Raw genomic sequence first — 21059 nt, 5'->3', positions numbered from 1 at the left:
CCCCTTGCAGGGGGAGGGAAGAAGCCTCGCGTCACTTCACGTCATAGCTCTTCCAGTCCTGCACGCGGGCGATCTTGCTGCCGTCCCATTTGTAGACGCGGTAATAAAGCTTGGTGCGGAAGTGGTTGTCCTTGGTCCATTCGATCGGACCGCCGCGCAGGCCCTTGGTGTCGACCTTCAGGTTCTCCATCGCGCTGCGGATCTTGGCGGGATCGGCCGGCCAGCCGGCGCCTTTGAGCGCCGCCTCGATCGTCATGCCGGCGATCCAGCCCTCGGCCATCGTCGCGGCCGGATATTTCGAGCCGGCCTTCTTCGCCGCGTCCTCGATCTCCTTCTGGATCGGCAGGCCTTCCTGGAACAGCGCGTTGGAATTGACGGTGTAGAACTTGCCGTCCTTGAGGCGCGCGAGTTCGCTCTCGGCCTCGAGATGGCCCCAGGCGACGTAATCGTCTTGCCAGCCAAGCTTGCGCAGCGCCTCGAACGTGCGCACCTGCGTCACCCACGGCGCCCAGGAGTAGACCCAGTTCGGTCCGGAGTCCTTCAGCTTGGTGGCGAAGGGCGTGTAGTCCGCGGTCGGCGGCGGGATCACCTCCTTGTCGACCGGCGTCATGCCCATCTTCTTCGACAGCTCCTCGGCATGATCGATCTCGCCGCGCGACAGCGGAATGGCCATGGCCGAGAAGCCGATCTTGATCGGCCCCTTCGCCGTCGCCTTGATGAAATCGAGCGATGCCTGGCTGTCGTAGTTGGCGGCAAAGCCGGTGGTGCAGAACTGCAGCGGGTCGGCCGGCGGATAGACGCTTTGCGGACACACCGAACTCGCGAACAGGATCGGCACGCCGGCATTCTTGCTCTCGGCGATCGTTGGCGCATAGGTCGACGAGAGGCTGGCATTGAGCAGCAAGACCGCCTTGTCCTGCGTGAGCAGCTTCTTGGCATTGGCCGCGGCCTTCGAGGGCTGCGCGCCGTCGTCTTCGAGGAGAAGCTGGATCTTCTTGCCGTTGACGCCGCCGCGGGCATTGACGCCGTCGATGTAGATGCGCAGCGCGTCCACGGCCGGCGCGTAGGTCGACGACGGCGGCCCAGTGAGCGCGCCGGTGAGGCCGATCACATAGGCGTCCTGCGCCATGGCGGGCAGCGCGACGGCGCCGGCGGCTACCGCACCAAGCAGTGTCCTCTTGAGCATGTTGTCCCTCCCGGTTTCATTGTTATGGTGTCTTGTCAGCCTGCCAGCGCCTGACCGGTGCTTGCCGCGATCAGCCGCTCTTCGCTGTCGTCGTACATGCCGTCGACCAGCGCCTTGAAGCGTTCGTACATCAGGTTGCGCTTGACCTTGCGCGTCGGTGTCACCGGCTCGTTCTCGTCTTCCGGATCGAGCGCCTTCGGCAGGATGCGGAAAGACTTGATCTGCTCGACGCGCGCCAGTTCGCCGTTGCCGCGGTCGATCTCGGCTTTGATCAGCGCTTCGACGCGCGGATGGGCAGCCAGGCTGGTGAAGCCGGTATAGGCGACGTCGTTGGCGCGCGCCCAGTCGGCGACCGTGTCGAAATCGATTTCGACGATTGCGGTGAGATATTTGCGGCCGTGGCCGAACACGACCGCCTCGGCGACATAGGGACTTGCCCGCAGCACGTTCTCGATGAACGAGGGCGAGATCGTCTTGCCGCCGGCGGTGACGATGAAGTCGCGCGCACGATCGACGAGCCGCAGCGCGCCGTCGCGCCATTCGCCGATATCGCCCGTGCGCAGCCAGCCGTCATCGCCTTTGACCGCGCGCGTCGCGTCGTCGTTGTGCCAATAGCCCTCGAACAGATCCGGGCCGCGCACCTGAATCTCGCCCTCGCCGCCCAGCCGCAGTTCGAGCCCGTCGACGACGGAGCCGACATTGCCGGGGCGGGGGAAGGGGCCGCGCTGGCCGGCGACGATGCCGCCGGCCTCCTCGGTCTGGCCGTACATTTCCACCAAGTTGACGCCGTACATATGCCAGAGGGCCATGGTCTCGGCGGGCAGCGCCGCGCCGCCGCTGACGACGAGCTCCAGCCGGTCGAAGCCGAGCTTGTTGAGGATCGGTTTGAACACGGCGGCCTGCACGACGCGATAGAGCGCCTCTTGCGCGGGGGTCGCCTTGCCGGCCCAGCGGCGCTTGGTGTGCGCGCGGGCAAAGCGCATGGCAAGATCGTAGGTCGCGCGCTTCATCTTGCTCGAATTGAGCATGCCGACCAGCACATGCGAGGCGAACTTCTGCAAATAGCGCGGCACGGTGAAGAGGGCGGTGGGCGCGACTTCGAAGAAGGTCGTCGCCATGTCCTCCGGGTCTTCGCCGAAATGCGGCACCAGCCGCGACATCAACGGCAAGGTGATCGCGACGTCGCGGCCGAGCACGTGGCACATCGGCAGATAGACCACCGTGCGATGCGGCTTCTCGCACAAGGTCGGATAATGCGTCAGGACGGTGTCGGTGGCGGCAAGATGCCTGCCGTGCGTGACCAGCGCCCCCTTCGGATGACCGGTGGTGCCGGAGGTGTAGACGATGAAGGCCGGATCTTCGGGCTTGAGGTCCGCGATCAGGGCCTCGAGCCAGGCGAGGCCGGGCTGTTGCGTGGCCGCCAGCATGGCGTCGAAGCGGTGCAGCTTGTCGTGCGCGTAGCCGAACATGGCGGAATCGTCGAGCACGACGATCGCGCGCAGATCGGGCAGCTTGTCGGCCATCGGCAGGATGCGGTCGACATATTCCTGGTCTTCGGCGATGAAGACGCAGGCGCCGCCGTCGCGCATCTGGTACTCGACTTCCGAGGCCGAGGCCGTCGGATAGATACCGTAGACGATGGCGCCGAGCGCCTGCGCGGCGAGATCGCAGATCATCCACTCTTCGCAGACGTCGCCCATGATGGCGAGGCGCTCGCCTTTGCGGATGCCGAGCGCCTGCAACGCGCGCGCGGTATGCGCGACCAGGCGGGCGTAATCGGGCCAGCGGCGTTCGCGGTAGATGCCGAAGTGCTTGGAGCGGAAGGCAACAGAATCCGGAAGCGTCCGCGCACGCTCGCACAACAAGTGCAAAGCGGTGGTGCGGCGCAAGCGTTCTCGATCGACCGTCTTGGACGCGGTCATTCGGCGCTCTCTTCGCGCGTTTCCTCTGGCTAAATTCTATAGCTCAATCGAATTGCGAGTCTATAGCCGCGATTGTCTCAGCGGCGCCGGGGACGGCGCGCCGCTTCCGGCGCATCGATGCCCTGCAGCGCCAATCGCGCGAACTCCTTGGCGATGTGCGAAACCGGCACGTTTTCCTTGCGGTACCAGGTCGTTGCTGCGTTGCACATGCCGAGAATGGCGAGTGTCGTCAGCCGCGGGTCGAGATCGGCGCGGAATTCGCCTTTGGCGACGCCCTCGGCGATCACGTCCTCGAAAATGCGCTCCAGCCCGCGCGACCAGCGGCCGATGCGCTTGCGGCTTTCCGCCGGCAGGAACTTACGCTCGTTCTGGAAAACCTTGACGAAGTCGCGGCGGTCGATCAGCGGCGACAAATGCGAATTGATCAATAAAGTCAGGCGTTCTTGCGCGCTGCCGGGACCGGCGGCGATGGTCTTGGCGGCATCGAAAAAACCTTCCACGCCTTTCAGGCAGACGGCCTCGAGCGCCGCCTCCTTGGACGAGAAGTAGTAATAGAGACTCGCCTGGCGGATGCCGAGCACATCGGCGATGTCCTGCGTGGTGGCGCCGTGATAGCCGCGCTCGGCGAAGACGCGGGCGGCGGCTTCGATGATCTGCGGCGCGCGGCGGCGCTGATTGGCCGCGCGACGGGGGGAGGCAAGGCTGGCGACGCCCATCGGCCGCTTCGCTCCTGAACTGAGGCCCGGAAGCGATGTGCACCGCACAAGGCGACTTCCATCCGAGGCCATTGTCTTTTGCCACGGCGGCGATCTAAATTCTATCTATTGAGCTATAGAAAAATATCGAGGGAGGATGTCATGGCCCCGCTGGCGAAAGGCCGCCCACCGTTCCGCGCCGATCATGTCGGCAGCCTGTTGCGGCCTTCGGCCCTGAAGCAGGCCTTCCGCCGCCATGCCGCCAAGGAAATCGACGACGCGGCGTTCGACCGCATCATGGATCAATGCATCCGCGACGTCGTCGCGATGCAGGAGGAGGTCGGGCTGCAGGTCGTGACCGACGGCGAATTCCGCCGCGGCTCCTATTGGGGCCGTTTCGTCGAGCGGATCGAGGGCTTCGAGATCAAGGAAGCCTCGTTCAAGTTTCGCAATGACCAGGGCCACGAGGTTGCGTTCACCGCGCCCTATGCCAACGGCAAAATCCGCCGCAAGCAACCTCTGGCGCTCGACGAGTACGAATTCCTGCACGGCGTGACCAAGGTCACCGGCAAGATCACGCTGCCGGCGCCGTCGACCATGCACTTCTACCGCTGCAACGATTTCGCCGACAAAGCGGCGTACAGCGACGTCGATGCCTTCTTCGCCGACCTCGCCACGATCTTCAAACAGGAGATCGCGGCGCTGGCCAAGGCCGGTTGCCGCTATATCCAGCTCGATGAAGTGGCGGTGGCGCTGCTTTGCGATCCGGGCATCCGCGACGTGATCGCCAAGTCCGGCATGGAGCCGGACAAGCTGGTCGACCTCTATATCGACAGCATCAATCAGGCGGTGGCCGACTGTCCGCCGGAGGTCGTCGTCGGCGTGCATATGTGCCGTGGCAACTTCAAGGGCCATTATCTCGGCGCCGGCGGCTACGAGTCGGTGGCCGAACGCTTCTTCGCCAACACCAAGGTCAATCATTTCCTGCTCGAATACGACACGCCGCGCGCCGGCGATTTCGCGCCGTTGCGCTTCGTGCCGAAGGGCAAGGGCTTGGTGCTGGGTCTCATCAGTTCGAAGCTGCCGGTGCTCGAGCACGTCGACGCGCTCAAGGCGCGCACCCACGAAGCGACCCGCTACATCGATCTCGACCGGTTGGCGATCTCGCCGCAATGCGGCTTCGCCTCGACTGTCGCCGGCAATCCGGTGACCGAGGCCGATCAGCGCGCGAAACTCGCGCTGATCGTCGAGACGGCGCGGGCGATCTGGGGCGGCTAGCGCGCGTCGCTACCTGTTCTGCGGCGAGGCGAACAATTCGCGCACGACGCCGCGCAGCCAGAGGCTGCCCTGGTCCTTCTCGAAGCGCTTGTGCCAGAACTGCGACACGGTGAAGGAGCCGAAGCCCGGCGGCAGCGTGGCGGGCCGCACCTGGCCGAGCTCGGCGTAGATGTCGCCGAGCTGCCGGGGCACCACGCAGATCAAGTCTGTGTGGCTGATGATGTTCGGCACGGCGAGGAAGTGCGGCACCTGCACGGCGACCTTGCGCTGGCGGAAGGCGCGCGCCAACGCCTGCTCGCGCTTGTCGTTGGCGGCGAGGAAGAGGCTGTCGGAGGCGAGTTCCTGCCGGCCGACGACCAGATGCCATTCGGACGCGAACTGCGCGAGGCTGATGCGTTTGCCGATGCGCGGATGATCGGGCCGCACGATGCCGACGAACTTCTCGTCGAAGAGGTCGTCGCGGATCAGGTCGGCCGTGGTCTCGACCCAGCCGATCGCGAGGTCGATGCCGCCGGACGCGAGCTCGTCATGCACGCGCGGGCGGGCGAGCCGGCGCACCGACAGCCGCACGCCCGGTGCGACCTGCCGCAGCTTTTGAATGAGACGCGGCAGATAGATGATCTCGCCGATGTCCGACATCATCACGTTGAATGAACGCTGCGCCTGGTTCGGTGAGAACGACGTGCCGGTCTGCAGGATGTTCTGCACGGAGTCGAGCGCCTGCGCGACCGACGAGAAGATCTGTTCGGCGCGACGCGTCGGCCGCATGCCGCCGCGCGTGCGGATGAAGAGGGGATCGTCGAGGCTTTCGCGCAGCCGCCGCAGAGACAGGCTGATCGCCGGCTGCGACAGCCCGAGGCGGTCGGCGGTGCGCGTGACATTACGCTCCTGCATCAGTGCTTCGAACACGACGAGGAGGTTGAGATCGATGTTCCGTATATTAATCATGCTAATATTATAAATTGGAACATGCAATTGGACAAATAATAAAAGCGGCGCAAGATAGGCTCAGAAACTGTCTTGGGAGCCTATGATGGCGAAGTACGAAACCTTGAAGGTCGATAAGAATGATGGGGTCGCCATCATCACCTTGAACCGCCCCAGCAAGCGCAACGCGATGAGCCCGACGCTGCACCGCGAAATGACGGAGGCGCTGGAAAGCCTGCGCAATGACGAAGCGGCGCGCGCGGTCGTCATCACCGGCGCCGGCGATGTGTTCTGCGCCGGCATGGACCTCAAAGAGTTTTTCATCGAGCTCAAGGACAAGCCGGCGGAATACGAAGCCGTGTGGAAGATGGCTACCGAATGGCGCGGCCGCACGCTGCGTTATTATCCCAAGCCGGTGATCGCGATGATCAACGGCTTCTGCTTCGGCGGCGCCTTCTCGATCGTCGAGGGTTGCGATCTGGCTTTCGCGGCGGACGAGGCCGTGTTCGGTCTCTCGGAAATCAACTTCAAGCTCTTCCCCGGCGGCTGCGTGTCGAAGTCACTCGCCAACCTGATGCGCCCGCGCGATGCATTGTTCTACGCGATGACCGGCGACAACTTCGACGGCGTCGAGGCGGCGAAGATCGGCTTCATCAACAAGTCGTTCCCCAAGGCCAAGCTGATCGAGGAAACCATGGCCATCGCCCGCAAGATCGCCGCCAAGGATGTGCACGCGCTGCGCGCCACCAAGGAAGGCTATCGCTTCTCGCTCGAAATGACCTGGGAAGCGGCGATGAACTTCGCCATGGCGAAGGAACTGGAGCTGGTGCAGCGCCAGAACGACGCCTGGCGCAAGGAAGGCATCGGCGACTTCCTCAACGGCAAGTATCGCCCCGGTCTCGAGTCGCACCCGGGCTGACAAGAGCGCTCAAGCGCCTGTAGGGAGGTACCAGCCCGGATGCCGCTTCTCCTTGAAGCTTGCGAGGCCTTCACGGGCCTCCTCGCCCGCGATCCAGCGGGCGTGGAGGTCGTGAAGGTCTTCGGCCTGTTCGCCGGCGGCGAACCGGCGCAGCAGCTTCTTGCCGTTGGCGAGGGCGCCGGGCGCGGCACGGAGGAAAGCGTCGGCGGTTTCGTCGACCGCGGCCGCCATCGCTGTTGCGGGATGGACGGCATGGGCAAAGCCGACGCGCAGCGCGACATCGGCGGCGAAGCGCTCGCCGCTCAAGAGATAGCGCCGCAGAAAGCGGGCGCCGAATGCCGGTACGAAAACCGGCATCAGTTCGACCGGCGGAAAGCCGAGGCGCACTTCGGGAATTGCGAAGAACGCTTCCGGCGTCGCGAGCAGCACATCGCAGGACGCGGCGAGCGCAAGCCCCGCGCCGATGCAGGCGCCGTGTACGACCGCGACAGTCGGCTTCGTCAGCACGTTCAGCCGCGTGCAGACATCGACGATCGACACGTCGTGGCTATCGCCGACACCGCCGCTGACGTCGGCGCCGCTGCACCAATGTTTGCCTTCACCGCGGATGACGAGCACGCGCGCGCCCGGATCGGCGTCGAGGCGATCGAACGTCGTCAGCAGCTGCGCGAGCATCTCCGCGTCGAGCGCGTTGCCTTTGTCCGGGCGCGCCAGCGTCAAGCCGACGATGCCGCGACTGCTCTGTTCGATAACGATCTTCGGCCGCGTCATGGGTTGGTTCCGTTCGATGTGACGATGTCGGTTCACAGCAATGAATGCCGGAGGGCATTGCACGCATAACGTATCTGATCGCAATTCAACAAGAACGAATATCGATGGGAGGAAAGTTGATGCAGCCGGTTTGGAGCAAGGTCGCGGGCGCGTGCGCGCTCGTATTCTGTTTGGGCGGCACCGCTGTCGCAGGCGACGGCGTGGTACGCATCGGCGTGTTGAACGATCAGTCGGGCGTTTTCGCCGACAGCACCGGTAACGGCTCGACCATCGCGGCGCGCATGGCGGCGGAAGACTTCGGCGGCAAGGCCGCCGGCATGCCGATCGAGATCATCGCGGCCGATCACCAGAACCGGCCCGACATCGGCGCCGGCATCGCGCGGCGCTGGTTCGATCTCGATCATGTGGACGCCATCGCCGATCTCGGCAACTCGGCGGTCGCGCTCGCGGTCGCGGAGATCGCGCGCGACAAGAACAAGGCGGTGCTGATTTCCGCCGGCGGCACCACGGCGCTCACCGGCAAGAGCTGCTCGCCCAATACGGTGCAGTGGACCTACGATACTTGGTCGCAATCCAACGCCATCGGCACGGCGCTGGTGAAAAAGGGCCTTAAGAAGTGGTTCTTCCTCACCGCCGATTACACCTTCGGCTATAATTTGCGCGACGAGACCAGCAAGGTCGTGCTGGCCAATGGCGGTCAGGTGGTGGGCTCGGTCGCCCATCCGCTCAACAGCTCGGACTTCTCGTCTTATCTGTTGCAGGCGCAGGCATCGAAGGCCGACGTGATCGCGCTTGCCAACGGCGGCAACGACACCGCCAATTCGATCAAGCAGGCGCAGGAATTCCGCATCACCAAGGGCAACCAGGTCCTGGTCGGCCTGTCGATGATGATCACCGACATCAAGGCGCTTGGCCTTGCCGCGGCGCAGGGGCTCTACGTGACCGAGACCTTCTATTGGGATCGCACGCCGGAGTCTCGCGCCTGGAGCGAACGCTGGGCCAAGCGCAACAACGGCCGTTATCCGACCATGATGCAGGCCGGCGTCTACGGCGCGGTGCTGCATTATCTCAAGGCGGTGCAGGCGGTGGGCAGCGTCGATGACGGCGCCAAGGTCGTCGCCGAGATGAAGAAGCTGCCGACCGACGATCCGCTGTTCGGCAAGGGCTATATCCTGCCGAACGGCCGCAAAATCCACGACGCTTACGTGTTCCAGATCAAGTCGCCGGAAGAGTCGAAGTCGGATTGGGATTATTACAAGCTGGTCTCGACCGTTCCGGGCAAGGAAGCGTTCCTCACCCTCGAACAGAGCGGCTGCAAACTGACGAAGTGAGGCGCGGCAAACGCGTCCGTCTGGGAGGCATCGGCCATGAACTTGCGTGATATCATCGTTCGCAACGCGCTGTTGCATCCGAACCGCGATGCGCTCGTCTTCGAGGGCGCTCGCATCACCTATGCGGCGTTCGCCGGACGGGCCTTCCGCCTGGCGAACGCGCTGCTCGGCCTCGGCTTGCGGGCGCAGGAGCGAGTCGCCGTGCTGGCGCCGAATTGCCCGGCCTATCTCGAGACGTTCGGCGCCTGCGAGAGCGCCGGGCTGGTCGTGGTCAATCTCAACCACCGGCTCGCCGCGCGGGAGCTGGTGGCGATCGGGCATGACTGCGAGCCGGCGGCGCTCGTCTTCCACTCGCAGTTCAAGGACCATGCCGAGGCGCTGATGGCCGCCGTGCCGAGCATCCGGCACGCGGTCTGCATCGACGCGCCGCACGGCACGGCGGCGGTTTACGAGGAGATCATACGGCAGGCCGCCGACACCCTGCCGCCGGTCACCCTGCGCGATGAAGATATCGCCTATCTCATCTATACCAGCGGCACGACGGGCAAGCCGAAGGGCGTGATGCTCAGCCATCGCGCCGTGGTCGAGTCGGCGCGCGCCATCGCGCTGGAAACGAGCGCGCGCACCTCCGACACGATGCTGATCGTCATGCCGATGTTCCACATCGGCGGCCGCATCGAGCAGCTGTCGCATACCATGGTCGGCGCCACCATCATCTTGCAGGCGGCGTTCGATCCGGCCGATGTCCTGCACGCGTTCGAAGCGGAGCGGGTGACCTGCGCGCATCTGGCGCCGATCATGGTGCAGCGGCTGCTCGACTGCGCCGAGCTCGACATCGTCGATCGCAGCGCGCTGCGCTCGATCCATTACGCTTCGGCGCCGATGCCGGTGCCGACCTTGCGCCGCGCCGTCGCGGCCTTCGGCCCGATCCTCACGCAGATCTACGGCATGACGGAGTCGATCGTCGCGACGCTGCTGACGCCGGAGCAGCATAGGCTGGAAGGCAGCGCCGCCGAGACGCGGCGGCTGGCCTCGGCCGGCCAGGCGTTTCTCGGCTGCGAGATCCGCATCGTCCGCGCCGACGGCAGCGATGCCGATACGGGCGAGATCGGCGAGATTCTCGTGCGGGGGCCCGGCGTCATGAGCGGCTACTGGAACAACAGCACCGCGACCGCCAACGCGCTGCGCGACGGCTGGTTCTACACCGGCGATCTCGGCTTGTTCGACGACGAGCGCTTCGTCTTCGTCATGGACCGCAAGAAGGACATGATCATCTCCGGCGGCGAGAACATCTATTCGTGGGAAGTCGAGGAGGCGCTGCGCTCGCATGCCGCCGTCGGCGAGGCGGCGGTGATCGGCGTGCCGGACCCGGAATGGGGTGAATCGGTCAAGGCCTTTGTGGTGACGCGGAGCGTGGTGAGCGCCGACGATCTGATCGCGCACTGCCGCGCCAACATCGCCAGCTACAAGAAGCCCAAGAGCATCGAATTCGTCGACGCGCTGCCGCGGCTGTTCAACGGCAAGATCGACAAGAAGGCGCTGCGCGCGCCGTTCTGGACCGAACAGGGCCGGCAGGTCTGATGCTATCGGCCCCGAGAAACGAGGAGACGCGTGAACGCGATGGTGGGAAGCGAGGGCACTGTGTCGCCGTCGGATGACGAGCTCGACGAATTCAGACGCGGATTGCGCCGCTTCATCGAGCGCGAAGTCATGCCGTTCGAGCGCAAGCCGATGAGCGAGGACGAGCGCGGCGCGATCCAGCGCAAGGCGCAGGACGCCGGATTCTGGCTGCTCGACGTGCCGGAAGAGCTCGGCGGCCAGGGCCTCGGCCTCGCCGGCATGTCGGTGTTCTGGCACGAAGTGTCGCGCACCATCGCTGTGCCGGCGCGCGACCACACCTTGTTCGGGCCGACGACCGGTCCGATCCTCCAATCGCTGAAGGGCGAGCAGAAGGCTCGCTATCTCGATCCGGTACTGCGTGGCGAGAAGCAGCCGTGTTTCGCGCAGACCGAGCCCGATGCCGGCGCCGATCCGGCGTCGATGCGCACGCGCGCCGTGCGCCAGGGCAAGGGCTACGTCATCAACGGCGTGAAGCGCTTCATCACCGGCGCCGAAAAGGCGGACTTTGCGCAGGTGATCGCGGTGACTGATCCAGCCAAGGGCGCGCGCGGCGGCATCTCCTGTTTCCTCGTCGACATGAACACCAAGGGCGTGCGCATCACCGCGCGGCATCAGACCATGATGGGCGATGCGCCCTGCGAGATCGTGTTCGAGAATGTCGAGGTGGCGGAAGAGAACCGCGTCGGCGCGGAAGGCGAGGGCTTCGCCACCGCGCAGCGCTGGCTCACCGAGGGGCGTATCCGGCACGGCTCGCGCGCCTGCGGCGTCGCCGAGCGCTGCCTGGAACTGACGCTCGACTATGCCAAGCAGCGCAAGACCTTCGGCGAGCCGCTGGCCGAACGGCAAGGCGTGCAGTGGATTCTGGCCGACTGCTTCACCGAGTTGCATGCGACCAAGCTCATGGTGCGCGACGCCGCGCGCAAGCTCGACGCCGGGCATGACGCCCGCACCGAGGCCTTCATGGTCAAGGTCTATGGCGACGAGATGGGTTTCCGCGTCGCCGACCGCTGCCTGCAACTGCATGGCGGCATCGGTCTCACCACTGAGTTGCCGATCGAGAAGTTCTGGCGCGATCAGCGCAGCTTCATGATCACCGAAGGGCCGTCCGAAGTGCTGCGCACGGCGCTGGCCAAACAGATTCTACGCGAGGGGTTGAAGTGAGACCGAAGAAGCCGCTGAAATCGCAGATGGGCTGGAGCAGCCCGGATCGCATCGTCGTGCGCGGACACGATCTGCCGGGCGAGTTGCTCGGCAAGATCGATCTCGGCTCGATGGCCTTCCTCGAGATCACCGGCCGCCGGCCGACGCCGCAGGAGGCCGAGGTCTTCAACGCGCTGCTGGTGACGTTGGTCGAGCACGGCATGACGCCGCAGGCGATCGCCACGCGGCTCATCAATCTGGCGGCGCCGGAAGCCCTGCAGGGCGCGGTCGCCGCCGGGCTCCTCGGTGTCGGCAGCGTCTTTGCCGGCGGCTCCGAGCAGATCGCCAAGCTGTTGCAGGAGAGCCTGAAGGACCAGCCGGAGGACGCCAACCTCAAGGCGATGGCGACGCGCATCGTGGAGGACTACGCCGCGCGCAAGGCCGTCATCCCCGGCATCGGCCATCCGCTGCACAAGCCGATCGATCCGCGCACGCCGGTGCTGTTCGCCATCGCCGAGCGCAACGGTTTCCGCGGCCGTTACGTGGCGCTGCTCGAGGCCATCAGCGCGGAGGCGGAGCGCCGCCTCGCGCGTTCGTTGCCGATCAATGCCACCGGCGCCATTGGCGCCGTGCTCTGCGAGTTGCAGTTTCCCTGGCGCATCTGCCGCGGCGTCGCGGTGATCTCGCGCGCCGTCGGCCTCGTCGGCCACATCGCCGAGGAGATGCGCAACCCGCTGGCCCGCGAAATCTGGGAGCGCACCGAGGGCGAAGTGTTCGAAACAAAGGACTGAGTCCGAAGAAGCTCAAAACAAAAATCTGGGAGGATGCGATGAAGTTCTTGAAGTATCTGCTGGCGCTCACCCTCATGGTCGGCGCAAGCGCGGCGCAGGCCGACAACTGGCCGAGCAAACCGATCCGCTGGATCGTGCCATATACCGCCGGCGGCGGCACCGACCTGATGGCGCGCGTGCTCGCCGCCCACCTGGAAAAGAAGCTCGGCCAGCGCATCGTCGTCGAAAACCGCCCCGGCGGCTCGACCGTCACCGGCACGGCCGTGCTCGCGCAAGCCGAGCCCGATGGTTACACCATCGGCATGGTGTTCGACTCGCTGGCGATCAACGCCGTGCTCGGCACGCAGACGCCGTACGATCCGGAGAAGGATTTCGCGCCGATCATCAACCTCGCTTACGTGCCGCTGATCTTCATCGTCAATACCAAAGAAGTGCCGATGAAGACACTGCCGGAAGTGGTCGCCTACGCGAAGGCGCATCCGGAGTGGCTCACCTTCGGCACCTTGGGCCCGGGCAGCCCGCATGAGATCGGCTTCGACTGGTTCAAGTCGATGGCCGGCATCAAGGCCGTGGTCGTGCCCTATAAGGGCGTCAACCCGGCGATGCAGGACACCATCGCCGGCCAGATCAAGGCCATGTTCCTCGGCGTTGCCGTCGCCGATCAGTACATTGCGGAAGGCAAGTTGCGGCCGCTGGCGGTGACGAGCGCCAAGCGTCTCGAAAGCGCGCCGGATGTGCCGACGATCGCCGAGCTCGGCTATCCCGACTACAACTACGTCACCTTCTACGGCCTGGCCGCGCCGAAGAACACGCCGCAGCCGATCATCGAACGCCTCAACAAGGAGATCAACGAGGCGTTCAAGGATCCGGATGTGCGCAAGAAGCTCGAGCCGATCGGCGCCATTCTCGTCGGCGGCACGTCGAAGGAGTTCGGCGATTATCTCGCGGCGAACATGATCAAGTTCAGGAAGATCATGAAGCCGACCGCGCAGGCGAACTAATCGACGAAAGGCGTTGTTGTGACCGAAGTGCTCAAAGGTGTGCGTGTCGTCGAGCTGGGGACGATGATCACGGCCCCGCTCGCGGGGCTGATGCTGGCCGATCTCGGCGCCGACGTGATCAAGGTGGAGCGGCCCGACGGTGGCGATCCGTTCCGCAGTTTTCGCGGCGGCGGCGACAGCCCGCACTTTGTCGCCTTCAATCGCAACAAGCGCAGCGTTACGCTCGACCTGCGCAGCAAGGAAGGCCTGGCCGACCTCAACGCGCTGCTGGCCGGCGCCGATGTGTTGCTCGACAACTATCGGCCCGGCGTCATGGATCGTCTCGGGCTCGATGCCGAGACGATCCGCACCCGCTATCCGCGCCTCATCTGGTGCTCCATCACCGGTTTCGGCGCGGATGGTCCCTATAGCGAGCGTCCGGCCTACGACGCTGTCGCGGGCGCCTTGTCCGGCCTTGCGTCGGTGACGCTCGATCGCGACAAACCGGTCGCCAGCGGGCCGACCGTCTCGGACAACGTCACCGGCATGTATGCCGCTTACGGTATCCTCGGCGCGCTCTACGAGCGCGAGAAGACCGGCCGCGGCCGCCGCATCGAGGTCAACATGCTGGAGGCGGCGATGTCGTTCATACCGGACGCCTTCGCCAACCACACCTTAATGCAGATCGACAATCATCCGCGCACGCGCGTCGCCAGCTCGCAGTCTTATGCGTTCCGCTGCGCCGACGGGGCGCTGCTCGCCATCCATTTGTCGTCGCCGCAGAAGTTCTGGGACAGTCTGCTCGGCGTGATCGAGCGGCCGGATCTCGACCGCGACGAGCGTTTCAACAGCCGCGTCGGCCGCGTGCGCAATTATGCCGAGTTGGAGCAAGAGCTCGTCAAAGTCTTCGCCACGAAGGACCGCGCGCATTGGATGAAGCGGCTCGAGGCCGCCGACGTTCCGTTCGCGCCGATCCAGACCATCCCCGAGGTCTTGTCCGATCCGCAGGTGCAGCATCTCGGCTCCTTCGCGCAAGAGGCCGATGCGGCGCGTGGCATGCTGACCATGCTCAAGCGGCCGGTATTGATCGACGGCAAACGCGACCTGCCGCTCACGCCGCCGCCGACGCTTGGACAACACACGGCGGAAGTCTTGGCGGAGCTGCACGCGAGCAAGGACGGCGATCGGCCGGCCACGCCGCCGCAGCAACGCGCGGAACAGAGATAAGTCTAACGCCGGGACGAGGGGAGGGAATTTGACATGAAATGGTTCAGGCTCTTGGCCGCTCTTGTTGTGCTTGTACCGGCGATCGCGGCTCAGGCCGCGGACTGGCCCGACAAGCCGGTGCGTATGGTTGTGCCGTTCGGGGCTGGTGCGACCGCCGACATCATGGCGCGGATCGTGGCGGATAAGCTGGCGGCCGCCATCGGCCAGCCGGTGGTCGTCGAAAACCGCACCGGCGCCGGCGGCAATGTTGGTGCGGCGCTGGTCGCGCGCAGCGATCCGGACGGTTACACCTTGTTGCTGAGCGGCAGTCCGACGCATTCGGTCGGGCCGCATCTGTTCAAGAAGCTGAACTACGAGCCGATGAAGGATGTGCCGCCGGTGGCGATGATCGCCGCCGGCACCAATCTCCTGGTGGTCAAACCTTCGCTGCCGGTGAAGTCGGTGAAAGACCTCGTTGCGCTGGCGCGCAGCAAGTCGGAGCAGTTGACCTATTCGTCCGCCGGCATCGGCACCTCGGGTCATCTTGCCGCCGAGCTGCTGCAGAAGGCGTCCGGCGTCGTCATGCGCCACGTGCCGTTCCGGAGCGGCGCGGAAGCGGTGACCGCCGTCATGTCGGGCGAAGTCGACTTCATGTTCTTCACACTGCCGGCGTTGATGCAGCAGGTCGAAGCGGGCAAGCTGCGGGCGATCGCCGTGACCAGCCTGACGCGTAGCCGGCTGCTGCCGAACATTCCGACCGTGGCGGAGGAGGGCTATCCCGGCTTCGAAGCGTTGGCGTGGTACGCGGTGTTCGCGCCGCGCGGCACGCCCGCGGCGATCACGGCGCGGGTGGGCGGCGAGATCAAGAAGATCCTGGCGATGCCGGACATCGAAGAAAAGATGCTGAAGCTCGGCGTCGAGCCGGATTACATGAATGCCGAGGAGCTGACGCGCTATATCGAAGCCGACTCCAAGAAGTGGGGCGAACTGATCAAGCAGGCCGGTATCGCCGCGAATTGAGAGAGGCTCAACGGCGATGCGTCTGTCCGATCATGCGCTGTTTTCCTATGCGCTGCGCTACGAGCGGCCGGTCCGCTGGAGCGATGTCACCGAACATGCGGCGCCGCTGGTCCTGCTGCGGCTGCGGAGCGACTGCGGCGCCGTCGGCATCGCCGAGATCACGCCGAAGCCGACCTGGTGCGGCGCCACCGCGCGCAGCGTCGCCGCCGCGATCGAGGACATCTTCATCCCGATCATCAAGCGTCTCGATCTGAGCGACGTACCGGCCGTGCGCCGCGCGCTCGATGGCGTGCCGGACAATGCCGCCGCCAAGGTGCTGATCGACAATGCATGCTGGGATCTCAATGCGGCCGCGGCTGGGCGCGCGCTATGGGGCGGACGTGAGCGCATCGAATTGTCTTGGGCGCTGACGCGTCAGGCGCCGCATCTGATGGCGCGCGAAGCGGCGGACATGATCGCCGCCTACGGCTTCCGCACCTTGAAGGTCAAAGGCGGGCAGGGCGTCGATGTCGACCGCGCCGTGATGCGCGAGGTGCGGGCGGCGGTCGGCGACGATGTGCGGCTGTATGTCGATGCCAACGGCGCTTACGGCGTGGCGGAGGCCGCCGATTACGTGAAGGCGATGGCCGATGCCGGCGCGGTGATGGTGGAAGACCCGTGCGGCTTCGTGCCGGATGCACGCTTTCGCGAACTTCAGGCCCGATCGCCGGCGCCGCTGCTGGTGGATTTCGGCTGCACGTCGTTGCGCGATGCGGCGTTGTTCATCGAGCAGGGCGCGCGGGCGCTCAGCGTCAAGCCCGGCCGCTTCGGTCTGACGGTGGCGCGCGACATGTCGCGTCTGGCGGACGCGGCCGGCTGCGCCAGCATCGTCGGCCTCATGGGCGAGAGCGCGCTCGGCTCGCTGGCGGGGCTGCAGTTTGCCTGTTCGCTGAATGCGTCGCCGCTGCCGGCGGAGCTGTCATGGTTTCTCGCAATGCAGGAGCAGATCGTCACGGCCGTGCCGAAGGTCGCCGACGGCCATCTCGAACTGCCGCCGGCGACGTCGATGGCATCGCTCGTCGATTGGGACGCCGTGCAGCGCTGCGCAACGGCAATGCCGTGCTAGAGCAGCTTGCAATTCGGCTGGTCTAACGTCCGCTCATTCCCGCGCGCGGACATCGGGTTTACCCGATGTCCGCCACCTATCGTGCGCAAGTCGGCCACAGCCGACTTGCGATGGGAATCCAGCGCGGCATTTGAAATATCGGTGCTTTTGGCCCCTGGGCCCCCGCTTTCGCGGGGACGAGCGGAACCCGGAATGACTCCGCGTTAGTCGATCGCGTCGAGATCTTCCGGCGTGTTGCCGGACAGCAGATAGGTTTGCAGCGCGACGGCGCGATCGCCGCAGGCGATCATGCGCTCGAGCAGCGAATTGAGCGCACGGAATTCCTCGCGGCTGAGGCAGCCGAATTCGGTGTCGTTGATGCGCCGCTGGATGGGCGCGAGCTTCTCGAGCGCGGCGCGGCCTTTGCTCGACACGGTCAACGTCACGCGGCGGCGATCGACCGTATCCATGGTCTTGTGGATGAGGCCGAGCTGCAGCAGCTTGCGCGTCGTCGTCGTGATGAAGGCGCCGGACAGATGCAGGTGATCGGCGACGGTCTTCACGTTCACTTCGCCTTTCGCGGCGAGGTGCAGAATGGAAATGAGCACGGTGTACTCGACACCCGCCAGCCCCATCGTTTTGCCGTGGCCCGCGCGAATGCGCTCGTGCAGGGCCATGAAGCCGAAGAGATTGTGAACGAGCTGGCGGAACTCGGCGTCGCTGCCATTGACCAGGAGTTCGGGGCGGGAAACCGTCAGCGGAATCGTCGGCGCGCGGCGCGCTCCCTTGCGCGCAGGCGGCTGTGCCTGGGCGCCGGAACGTTTGCGTGCTGGAGCTGCCATTTCGAGACTCTTCCTTGCCACCTTGCCGATAAGCGGCCGTTATGGCCCCGGCTGGGCCGCTGACGTTCCCCCCAAGAACGCCGCCGAAACGGTCGAATCGCCGGCCAGCTCGGCTGCCGCACCGCTTTTAATGACACGTCCGGTTTCGAGCAAATAGGCACGGTCCGCAACCTTGAGGGTTTGCCGCGCCTTCTGTTCGACGAGCAGCACGGTCATCCCCTCCTTGCGCAGATCGGCGATCAGACTGAAGACGAAATCGCTGATCTTCGGCGCGAGGCCGAGCGAGGGCTCGTCGAGCAGCAGCACACGCGGCCGGCTGAGCAGCGCGCGGGCGATTGCCAGCATCTGCTGTTCGCCGCCGGACAGGAGACTCGCCATGGACGTGCGCCGCTGCCCGAGAATCGGGAAGCGTTCGTACATGCGCTCGATGTCTTTCAGCGCGTCGGCCTGGTCGCGGCGGCAGTAGATGCCCATCAGCAGATTGTCCTCGACGCTCATCGAGCCGAGAATGCCGCGCCCCTCGGGCACCAATGCGATGCCGGCGCGCAGATTGCGCTCGGCGCTGTTGGGCGCGAGCGCGCGGCCATCGTAAGAGACTTCGCCGCGGAAGGGCGTCAGCCCGGCGATGGCGCGCACGGTGGTCGTCTTGCCGGCGCCGTTTGCGCCGATCAACGCCACGACTTCCCCTTGCGCGACGTCTAGATCGATGCCGCGCACCGCGCGGATCGGTCCGTAGAACACTTCAAGGCCGCGCACCTTCAGCATGCGGTCTCACTCCCGAGATAGGCATCGAGCACGACGGGATTGGTGCGGATCTCGGCCGGCGTGCCGGCGGCGATGAGCGCGCCGAAGTCGAGCACGTAGAGCTGGTGGCACAGGTTCATGACGAAGGCCATGTCGTGTTCGATGAGCAGAATCGACAGGCCGCGGCCTTGCAGGCGCAGCAGCAGCTGCCGCAGCTCTTCGGCTTCGTCGTGGTTCATGCCGGCCACCGGCTCGTCCAGCATCAACAGCTTGGGCCCGGCGGTCATGGCGCGCGCCATCTCCACCTTGCGCTGCAGGCCGTAAGAGAGCGTGCGCGCGATGCTGTCGCGATAGGTCTGGAGACCGAAAATCTCCAGCGCTTCCTCCGCGCGAGCCCAAGCCTTCGGATCGGCCCAGCGCGACGGCAGGACGCGGCGCAGCATGCTGCCTTGATGCGGCTGGGCGACCAGCAGGTGCTCCCACACGGTCATGCCGGCGAACAGCCGGATGTTCTGGAAGGTGCGGGCGATGCCGGCGCGCACGATGCGGTGCGAGGGCCATTGCGTGACGGACTGGCCGTCGAAGACGACGTCGCCGGCGCTGGCGCGATAGGCGCCGGTGATGACGTTGAACAACGTCGTCTTGCCGGCGCCGTTCGGACCGATGACGCCGACGATGCGGTTCTGCGGCACGGTGAGCGAGACATCCGACAGCGCGCGGATGCCGCCGAACACTTTGCTCACGGTGTCGAGCTTGAGCAGCGCGTCGCTCATGCCGCCGCCCTCCGCTGGAAGGTGAGGCGGGCGATCAGCGCGCGATCGAGAATGCCCTGGCGGCGCGTGAGCAGCACGAGGATGAGCAGCACGCCGAACGCGGCGAGCCGCCAGTCGACCAGGAAGCGCAGCCATTCCGGCAGCATCACCAGCAGCAGTGCGCCGATGACCGCGCCGGCGCCGACGGTCGAGCCGCCGAGGATCACCGCCAGCACGAAGTCGATCGACCGTTCGAAGCCGAAATTGCCCGGCTCGATATAGACGTAATGATGCGCGAACAGGCCGCCGCAGATCGCCGCCACGGCGGCGCCGAAGCCGAAGGCGCCGATCTTCACTGCCGTTGTGTTGAGACCGACCAGGCCCGCGGCGGTTTCGTCGTCATGCACCGCGCGCATTTCCAGCCACAGGCGCGAGCGCTCGAGGATGAGGACCAACAGCAGAATGCCGCCCGCCCACAGCCAGATATAGCCGAGCGAGATGTGCGGCATGCCGCGATAGCCGCCCGAGCCGCCCATCGGTTCGAACACCAGGAAGAAGCTGCGCACCATCTCGCCGAAGCCGAGCGTGGCCATCGCGAGATAGATGCCTTTCAGCCGCAGCGCCGGAAAGCCGACGACGATGCCGATCGCGGCGGCGGCGACGGCTGAGACGAGCAGCGCCGCCGTCACCGGCCAGTGCAGTTCGACCGTCAGGTAAGAAGCGATGTAGGCGCCGATGCCCATGAAGCCGGCATTGCCGAGCGAGAGCTGGCCGGTGGCGAGGATGATGTAGACGCTCAAGGCGCCGAGCAGCAGGATGCCGACGTCGGCGAAGAGACCGGCGTAATATGTCGACATCATCACACGCGCTGCCCGACATCGCTGCGCGCGCCGCCGAGCAGACCTTGCGGGCGCAGAAGGAGAATGAGGATCATCAGGCCGTAGACCACGAGATCGCGTGCCTGCGAACCGCCATAGGCGATGGTGAGCACCTCGGCGATGCCGATCAGCGGCCCGGCGAGCAGCGCGCCCCAGACGCGGGTGGTGCCGCCGATGATCATCACGGCGATCGCCTTGAGGCCGGTGTCGACGCCGATATAAGGCGTGATCGCCGCGTAATGCAGGCTGATGAGCACCCCGGCGGCGCCGGCAAGCGCGCCGGAAATCGCGAAGGCGAGCAGCGTGACGCGCCCGGCCGAGACGCCGAGCAGGCGTGCGACGTCGCGGTTCTCGGCGACGGCGCGCAGGGCGCGGCCGGCCGAGGTCTTCTGAATGAGGAAGGCGACGGCGGCGACCAGCACCACGGCGACGCCGATCACCACGAGCTGCATCACGCCGATGCTGATCGGGCCGAGCGGGATGCGCGTGTCGAACAGTTCGGACGGCAATTGCAGCGGGTCCGAGCCCCAGACATTCGTGACGACGTTCTGCAGGATGATCGAGAAGCCCAGCGTCGACAGCATCGGCGTGATCAGCGGCGCGTCACGCAAAGGCTGATAGGCCACCTTCTCGATGACGATGCCCATGACGGCGGCGCCGAGCATGCCGCCGAGAAGCGCGACCGGCAGCGGCAGATGCGCGGCGATCAGCGCAAAGCCGAGATAGCCGCCGAGCATGAACAGCTCGCCGATGGCGAGGTTCAGAATCGAGAGAATGCCCATGACGAGCGAGAAGGAGAGGGCGATCAACGTATAGACCGCGCCCAATGTCAGGCCGTTCACCAGTTGCTGCAGCAGCATCGTTCCGAGGTCTTCTTGAAATGGCTTGGCGGCCCACAGCATAGGGCCGCTGGTGCGGATGTTCGAGACGAAATCGACCGCTGACGCCGGCAGAGGGGAGGACACTTTCCGGC

General features: G+C 65.6%; 20 protein-coding genes. 10 read left to right on the top strand and 10 right to left on the bottom strand.

Features of this window, described 5'->3' with window-relative positions; genetic code table 11:
* Positions 1-31 precede the first annotated feature (31 nt).
* The 3 genes from DW352_RS09540 to DW352_RS09530 all read right to left on the bottom strand — a co-directional run bounded on the left by DW352_RS09540 (position 32) and on the right by DW352_RS09530 (position 3824).
* A complete protein-coding gene (locus DW352_RS09540) occupies positions 32-1186 on the bottom strand; it encodes an ABC transporter substrate-binding protein (protein ID WP_162826881.1) in 1155 nt (384 codons plus the stop codon).
* A gap of 35 nt (positions 1187-1221) precedes the next feature.
* A complete protein-coding gene (locus DW352_RS09535; RefSeq protein WP_115690652.1) occupies positions 1222-3108 on the bottom strand; it encodes an AMP-dependent synthetase/ligase in 1887 nt (628 codons plus the stop codon).
* 77 nt (positions 3109-3185) lie between these two features.
* Positions 3186-3824, bottom strand: a complete 639-nt coding sequence (locus DW352_RS09530) for a TetR/AcrR family transcriptional regulator (RefSeq protein ID WP_162826880.1) — start codon at positions 3822-3824, stop codon at positions 3186-3188.
* A 141-nt stretch (positions 3825-3965) separates the two neighbouring features.
* On the opposite strand from DW352_RS09530, the gene DW352_RS09525 reads away from it, so the two are divergent.
* Positions 3966-5081 (top strand): 5-methyltetrahydropteroyltriglutamate--homocysteine S-methyltransferase, encoded by a 1116-nt coding sequence (locus DW352_RS09525; protein ID WP_115690648.1) that lies wholly within the window; start codon positions 3966-3968, stop codon positions 5079-5081.
* A gap of 9 nt (positions 5082-5090) precedes the next feature.
* Here the strand turns inward: DW352_RS09525 and DW352_RS09520 are convergent, their stop codons facing one another.
* Positions 5091-6029, bottom strand: a complete 939-nt coding sequence (locus tag DW352_RS09520) for a LysR family transcriptional regulator (protein WP_115690646.1) — start codon at positions 6027-6029, stop codon at positions 5091-5093.
* Positions 6030-6114: 85 nt separating this feature from the next.
* Between DW352_RS09520 and DW352_RS09515 the strand changes: the two genes are divergently transcribed.
* Positions 6115-6927 (top strand): p-hydroxycinnamoyl CoA hydratase/lyase, encoded by an 813-nt coding sequence (locus tag DW352_RS09515; RefSeq protein ID WP_115694335.1) that lies wholly within the window; start codon positions 6115-6117, stop codon positions 6925-6927.
* A 9-nt stretch (positions 6928-6936) separates the two neighbouring features.
* Here the strand turns inward: DW352_RS09515 and DW352_RS09510 are convergent, their stop codons facing one another.
* The gene (locus DW352_RS09510) at positions 6937-7698 is read right to left on the bottom strand and encodes an enoyl-CoA hydratase-related protein (RefSeq protein WP_115690644.1); all 762 of its coding nucleotides are present in this window, start codon (positions 7696-7698) and stop codon (positions 6937-6939) included.
* Between the two features lie 119 nt (positions 7699-7817).
* Between DW352_RS09510 and DW352_RS09505 the strand changes: the two genes are divergently transcribed.
* The 8 genes from DW352_RS09505 to DW352_RS09470 are packed head-to-tail and all read left to right on the top strand — an operon-like array spanning position 7818 to position 16891.
* Positions 7818-9029, top strand: a complete 1212-nt coding sequence (locus DW352_RS09505; RefSeq protein ID WP_115690642.1) for an ABC transporter substrate-binding protein — start codon at positions 7818-7820, stop codon at positions 9027-9029.
* Between the two features lie 36 nt (positions 9030-9065).
* Positions 9066-10610: a class I adenylate-forming enzyme family protein gene (locus tag DW352_RS09500; protein ID WP_115690640.1), complete on the top strand. Its 1545-nt coding sequence runs from the start codon at positions 9066-9068 to the stop codon at positions 10608-10610.
* Positions 10611-10649: 39 nt separating this feature from the next.
* Complete coding sequence (locus DW352_RS09495) at positions 10650-11810, top strand: acyl-CoA dehydrogenase family protein (protein WP_115690638.1); 1161 nt, start codon at positions 10650-10652, stop codon at positions 11808-11810.
* Positions 11807-12580 carry a citryl-CoA lyase gene (locus DW352_RS09490; RefSeq protein WP_210209952.1) on the top strand — a complete coding sequence of 258 codons (774 nt, stop codon included), beginning with the start codon at positions 11807-11809 and terminating at the stop codon, positions 12578-12580. Before DW352_RS09495 ends, DW352_RS09490 begins: the two co-directional genes overlap by 4 nt.
* A gap of 38 nt (positions 12581-12618) precedes the next feature.
* Positions 12619-13581, top strand: a complete 963-nt coding sequence (locus DW352_RS09485) for a Bug family tripartite tricarboxylate transporter substrate binding protein (protein ID WP_115690634.1) — start codon at positions 12619-12621, stop codon at positions 13579-13581.
* Between the two features lie 18 nt (positions 13582-13599).
* Positions 13600-14787, top strand: a complete 1188-nt coding sequence (locus DW352_RS09480; protein ID WP_245434386.1) for a CaiB/BaiF CoA transferase family protein — start codon at positions 13600-13602, stop codon at positions 14785-14787.
* 33 nt (positions 14788-14820) lie between these two features.
* A complete protein-coding gene (locus tag DW352_RS09475) occupies positions 14821-15786 on the top strand; it encodes a Bug family tripartite tricarboxylate transporter substrate binding protein (protein ID WP_115690632.1) in 966 nt (321 codons plus the stop codon).
* A gap of 16 nt (positions 15787-15802) precedes the next feature.
* On the top strand, positions 15803-16891 hold the full coding sequence (locus DW352_RS09470) for a mandelate racemase/muconate lactonizing enzyme family protein (protein WP_115690630.1): 1089 nt from the start codon (positions 15803-15805) through the stop codon (positions 16889-16891).
* A 203-nt stretch (positions 16892-17094) separates the two neighbouring features.
* Here the strand turns inward: DW352_RS09470 and DW352_RS09465 are convergent, their stop codons facing one another.
* Genes DW352_RS09465 through DW352_RS09445 form a run of 5 tightly spaced genes read right to left on the bottom strand, consistent with a single transcriptional unit; the run spans position 17095 to position 21051 of the window.
* Positions 17095-17712, bottom strand: a complete 618-nt coding sequence (locus DW352_RS09465; protein WP_115690628.1) for a MarR family winged helix-turn-helix transcriptional regulator — start codon at positions 17710-17712, stop codon at positions 17095-17097.
* Between the two features lie 39 nt (positions 17713-17751).
* On the bottom strand, positions 17752-18477 hold the full coding sequence (locus tag DW352_RS09460; RefSeq protein WP_115690626.1) for an ABC transporter ATP-binding protein: 726 nt from the start codon (positions 18475-18477) through the stop codon (positions 17752-17754).
* On the bottom strand, positions 18471-19229 hold the full coding sequence (locus tag DW352_RS09455) for an ABC transporter ATP-binding protein (protein ID WP_115690624.1): 759 nt from the start codon (positions 19227-19229) through the stop codon (positions 18471-18473). Before DW352_RS09455 ends, DW352_RS09460 begins: the two co-directional genes overlap by 7 nt.
* Positions 19226-20068 (bottom strand): branched-chain amino acid ABC transporter permease, encoded by an 843-nt coding sequence (locus DW352_RS09450; protein ID WP_115690622.1) that lies wholly within the window; start codon positions 20066-20068, stop codon positions 19226-19228. Before DW352_RS09450 ends, DW352_RS09455 begins: the two co-directional genes overlap by 4 nt.
* Positions 20068-21051: a branched-chain amino acid ABC transporter permease gene (locus tag DW352_RS09445; protein WP_162826878.1), complete on the bottom strand. Its 984-nt coding sequence runs from the start codon at positions 21049-21051 to the stop codon at positions 20068-20070. The genes DW352_RS09450 and DW352_RS09445 overlap by 1 nt, the downstream gene beginning before the upstream one ends.
* Between the last annotated feature and the right edge of the window lie 8 nt (positions 21052-21059).

Source organism: Pseudolabrys taiwanensis, assembly GCF_003367395.1.
Lineage (GTDB): Bacteria > Pseudomonadota > Alphaproteobacteria > Rhizobiales > Xanthobacteraceae > Pseudolabrys > Pseudolabrys taiwanensis.
This window is presented reverse-complemented; position numbering and strand designations above follow the sequence as displayed.

What these genes read in the sequence shown, in the direction of transcription:
- DW352_RS09540 (WP_162826881.1), bottom strand. Translation starts at nt 1,186, where the DNA reads ATGCTCAAGAGGACACTGCTTGGTGCGGTAGCCGCCGGCGCCGTCGCG.
- DW352_RS09535 (WP_115690652.1), bottom strand. Translation starts at nt 3,108, where the DNA reads ATGACCGCGTCCAAGACGGTCGATCGAGAACGCTTGCGCCGCACCACC.
- DW352_RS09530 (WP_162826880.1), bottom strand. Translation starts at nt 3,824, where the DNA reads ATGGGCGTCGCCAGCCTTGCCTCCCCCCGTCGCGCGGCCAATCAGCGC.
- DW352_RS09525 (WP_115690648.1), top strand. Translation starts at nt 3,966, where the DNA reads ATGGCCCCGCTGGCGAAAGGCCGCCCACCGTTCCGCGCCGATCATGTC.
- DW352_RS09520 (WP_115690646.1), bottom strand. Translation starts at nt 6,029, where the DNA reads ATGATTAATATACGGAACATCGATCTCAACCTCCTCGTCGTGTTCGAA.
- DW352_RS09515 (WP_115694335.1), top strand. Translation starts at nt 6,115, where the DNA reads ATGGCGAAGTACGAAACCTTGAAGGTCGATAAGAATGATGGGGTCGCC.
- DW352_RS09510 (WP_115690644.1), bottom strand. Translation starts at nt 7,698, where the DNA reads ATGACGCGGCCGAAGATCGTTATCGAACAGAGCAGTCGCGGCATCGTC.
- DW352_RS09505 (WP_115690642.1), top strand. Translation starts at nt 7,818, where the DNA reads ATGCAGCCGGTTTGGAGCAAGGTCGCGGGCGCGTGCGCGCTCGTATTC.
- DW352_RS09500 (WP_115690640.1), top strand. Translation starts at nt 9,066, where the DNA reads ATGAACTTGCGTGATATCATCGTTCGCAACGCGCTGTTGCATCCGAAC.
- DW352_RS09495 (WP_115690638.1), top strand. Translation starts at nt 10,650, where the DNA reads ATGGTGGGAAGCGAGGGCACTGTGTCGCCGTCGGATGACGAGCTCGAC.
- DW352_RS09485 (WP_115690634.1), top strand. Translation starts at nt 12,619, where the DNA reads ATGAAGTTCTTGAAGTATCTGCTGGCGCTCACCCTCATGGTCGGCGCA.
- DW352_RS09475 (WP_115690632.1), top strand. Translation starts at nt 14,821, where the DNA reads ATGAAATGGTTCAGGCTCTTGGCCGCTCTTGTTGTGCTTGTACCGGCG.
- DW352_RS09470 (WP_115690630.1), top strand. Translation starts at nt 15,803, where the DNA reads ATGCGTCTGTCCGATCATGCGCTGTTTTCCTATGCGCTGCGCTACGAG.
- DW352_RS09465 (WP_115690628.1), bottom strand. Translation starts at nt 17,712, where the DNA reads ATGGCAGCTCCAGCACGCAAACGTTCCGGCGCCCAGGCACAGCCGCCT.
- DW352_RS09460 (WP_115690626.1), bottom strand. Translation starts at nt 18,477, where the DNA reads ATGCTGAAGGTGCGCGGCCTTGAAGTGTTCTACGGACCGATCCGCGCG.
- DW352_RS09455 (WP_115690624.1), bottom strand. Translation starts at nt 19,229, where the DNA reads ATGAGCGACGCGCTGCTCAAGCTCGACACCGTGAGCAAAGTGTTCGGC.
- DW352_RS09450 (WP_115690622.1), bottom strand. Translation starts at nt 20,068, where the DNA reads ATGATGTCGACATATTACGCCGGTCTCTTCGCCGACGTCGGCATCCTG.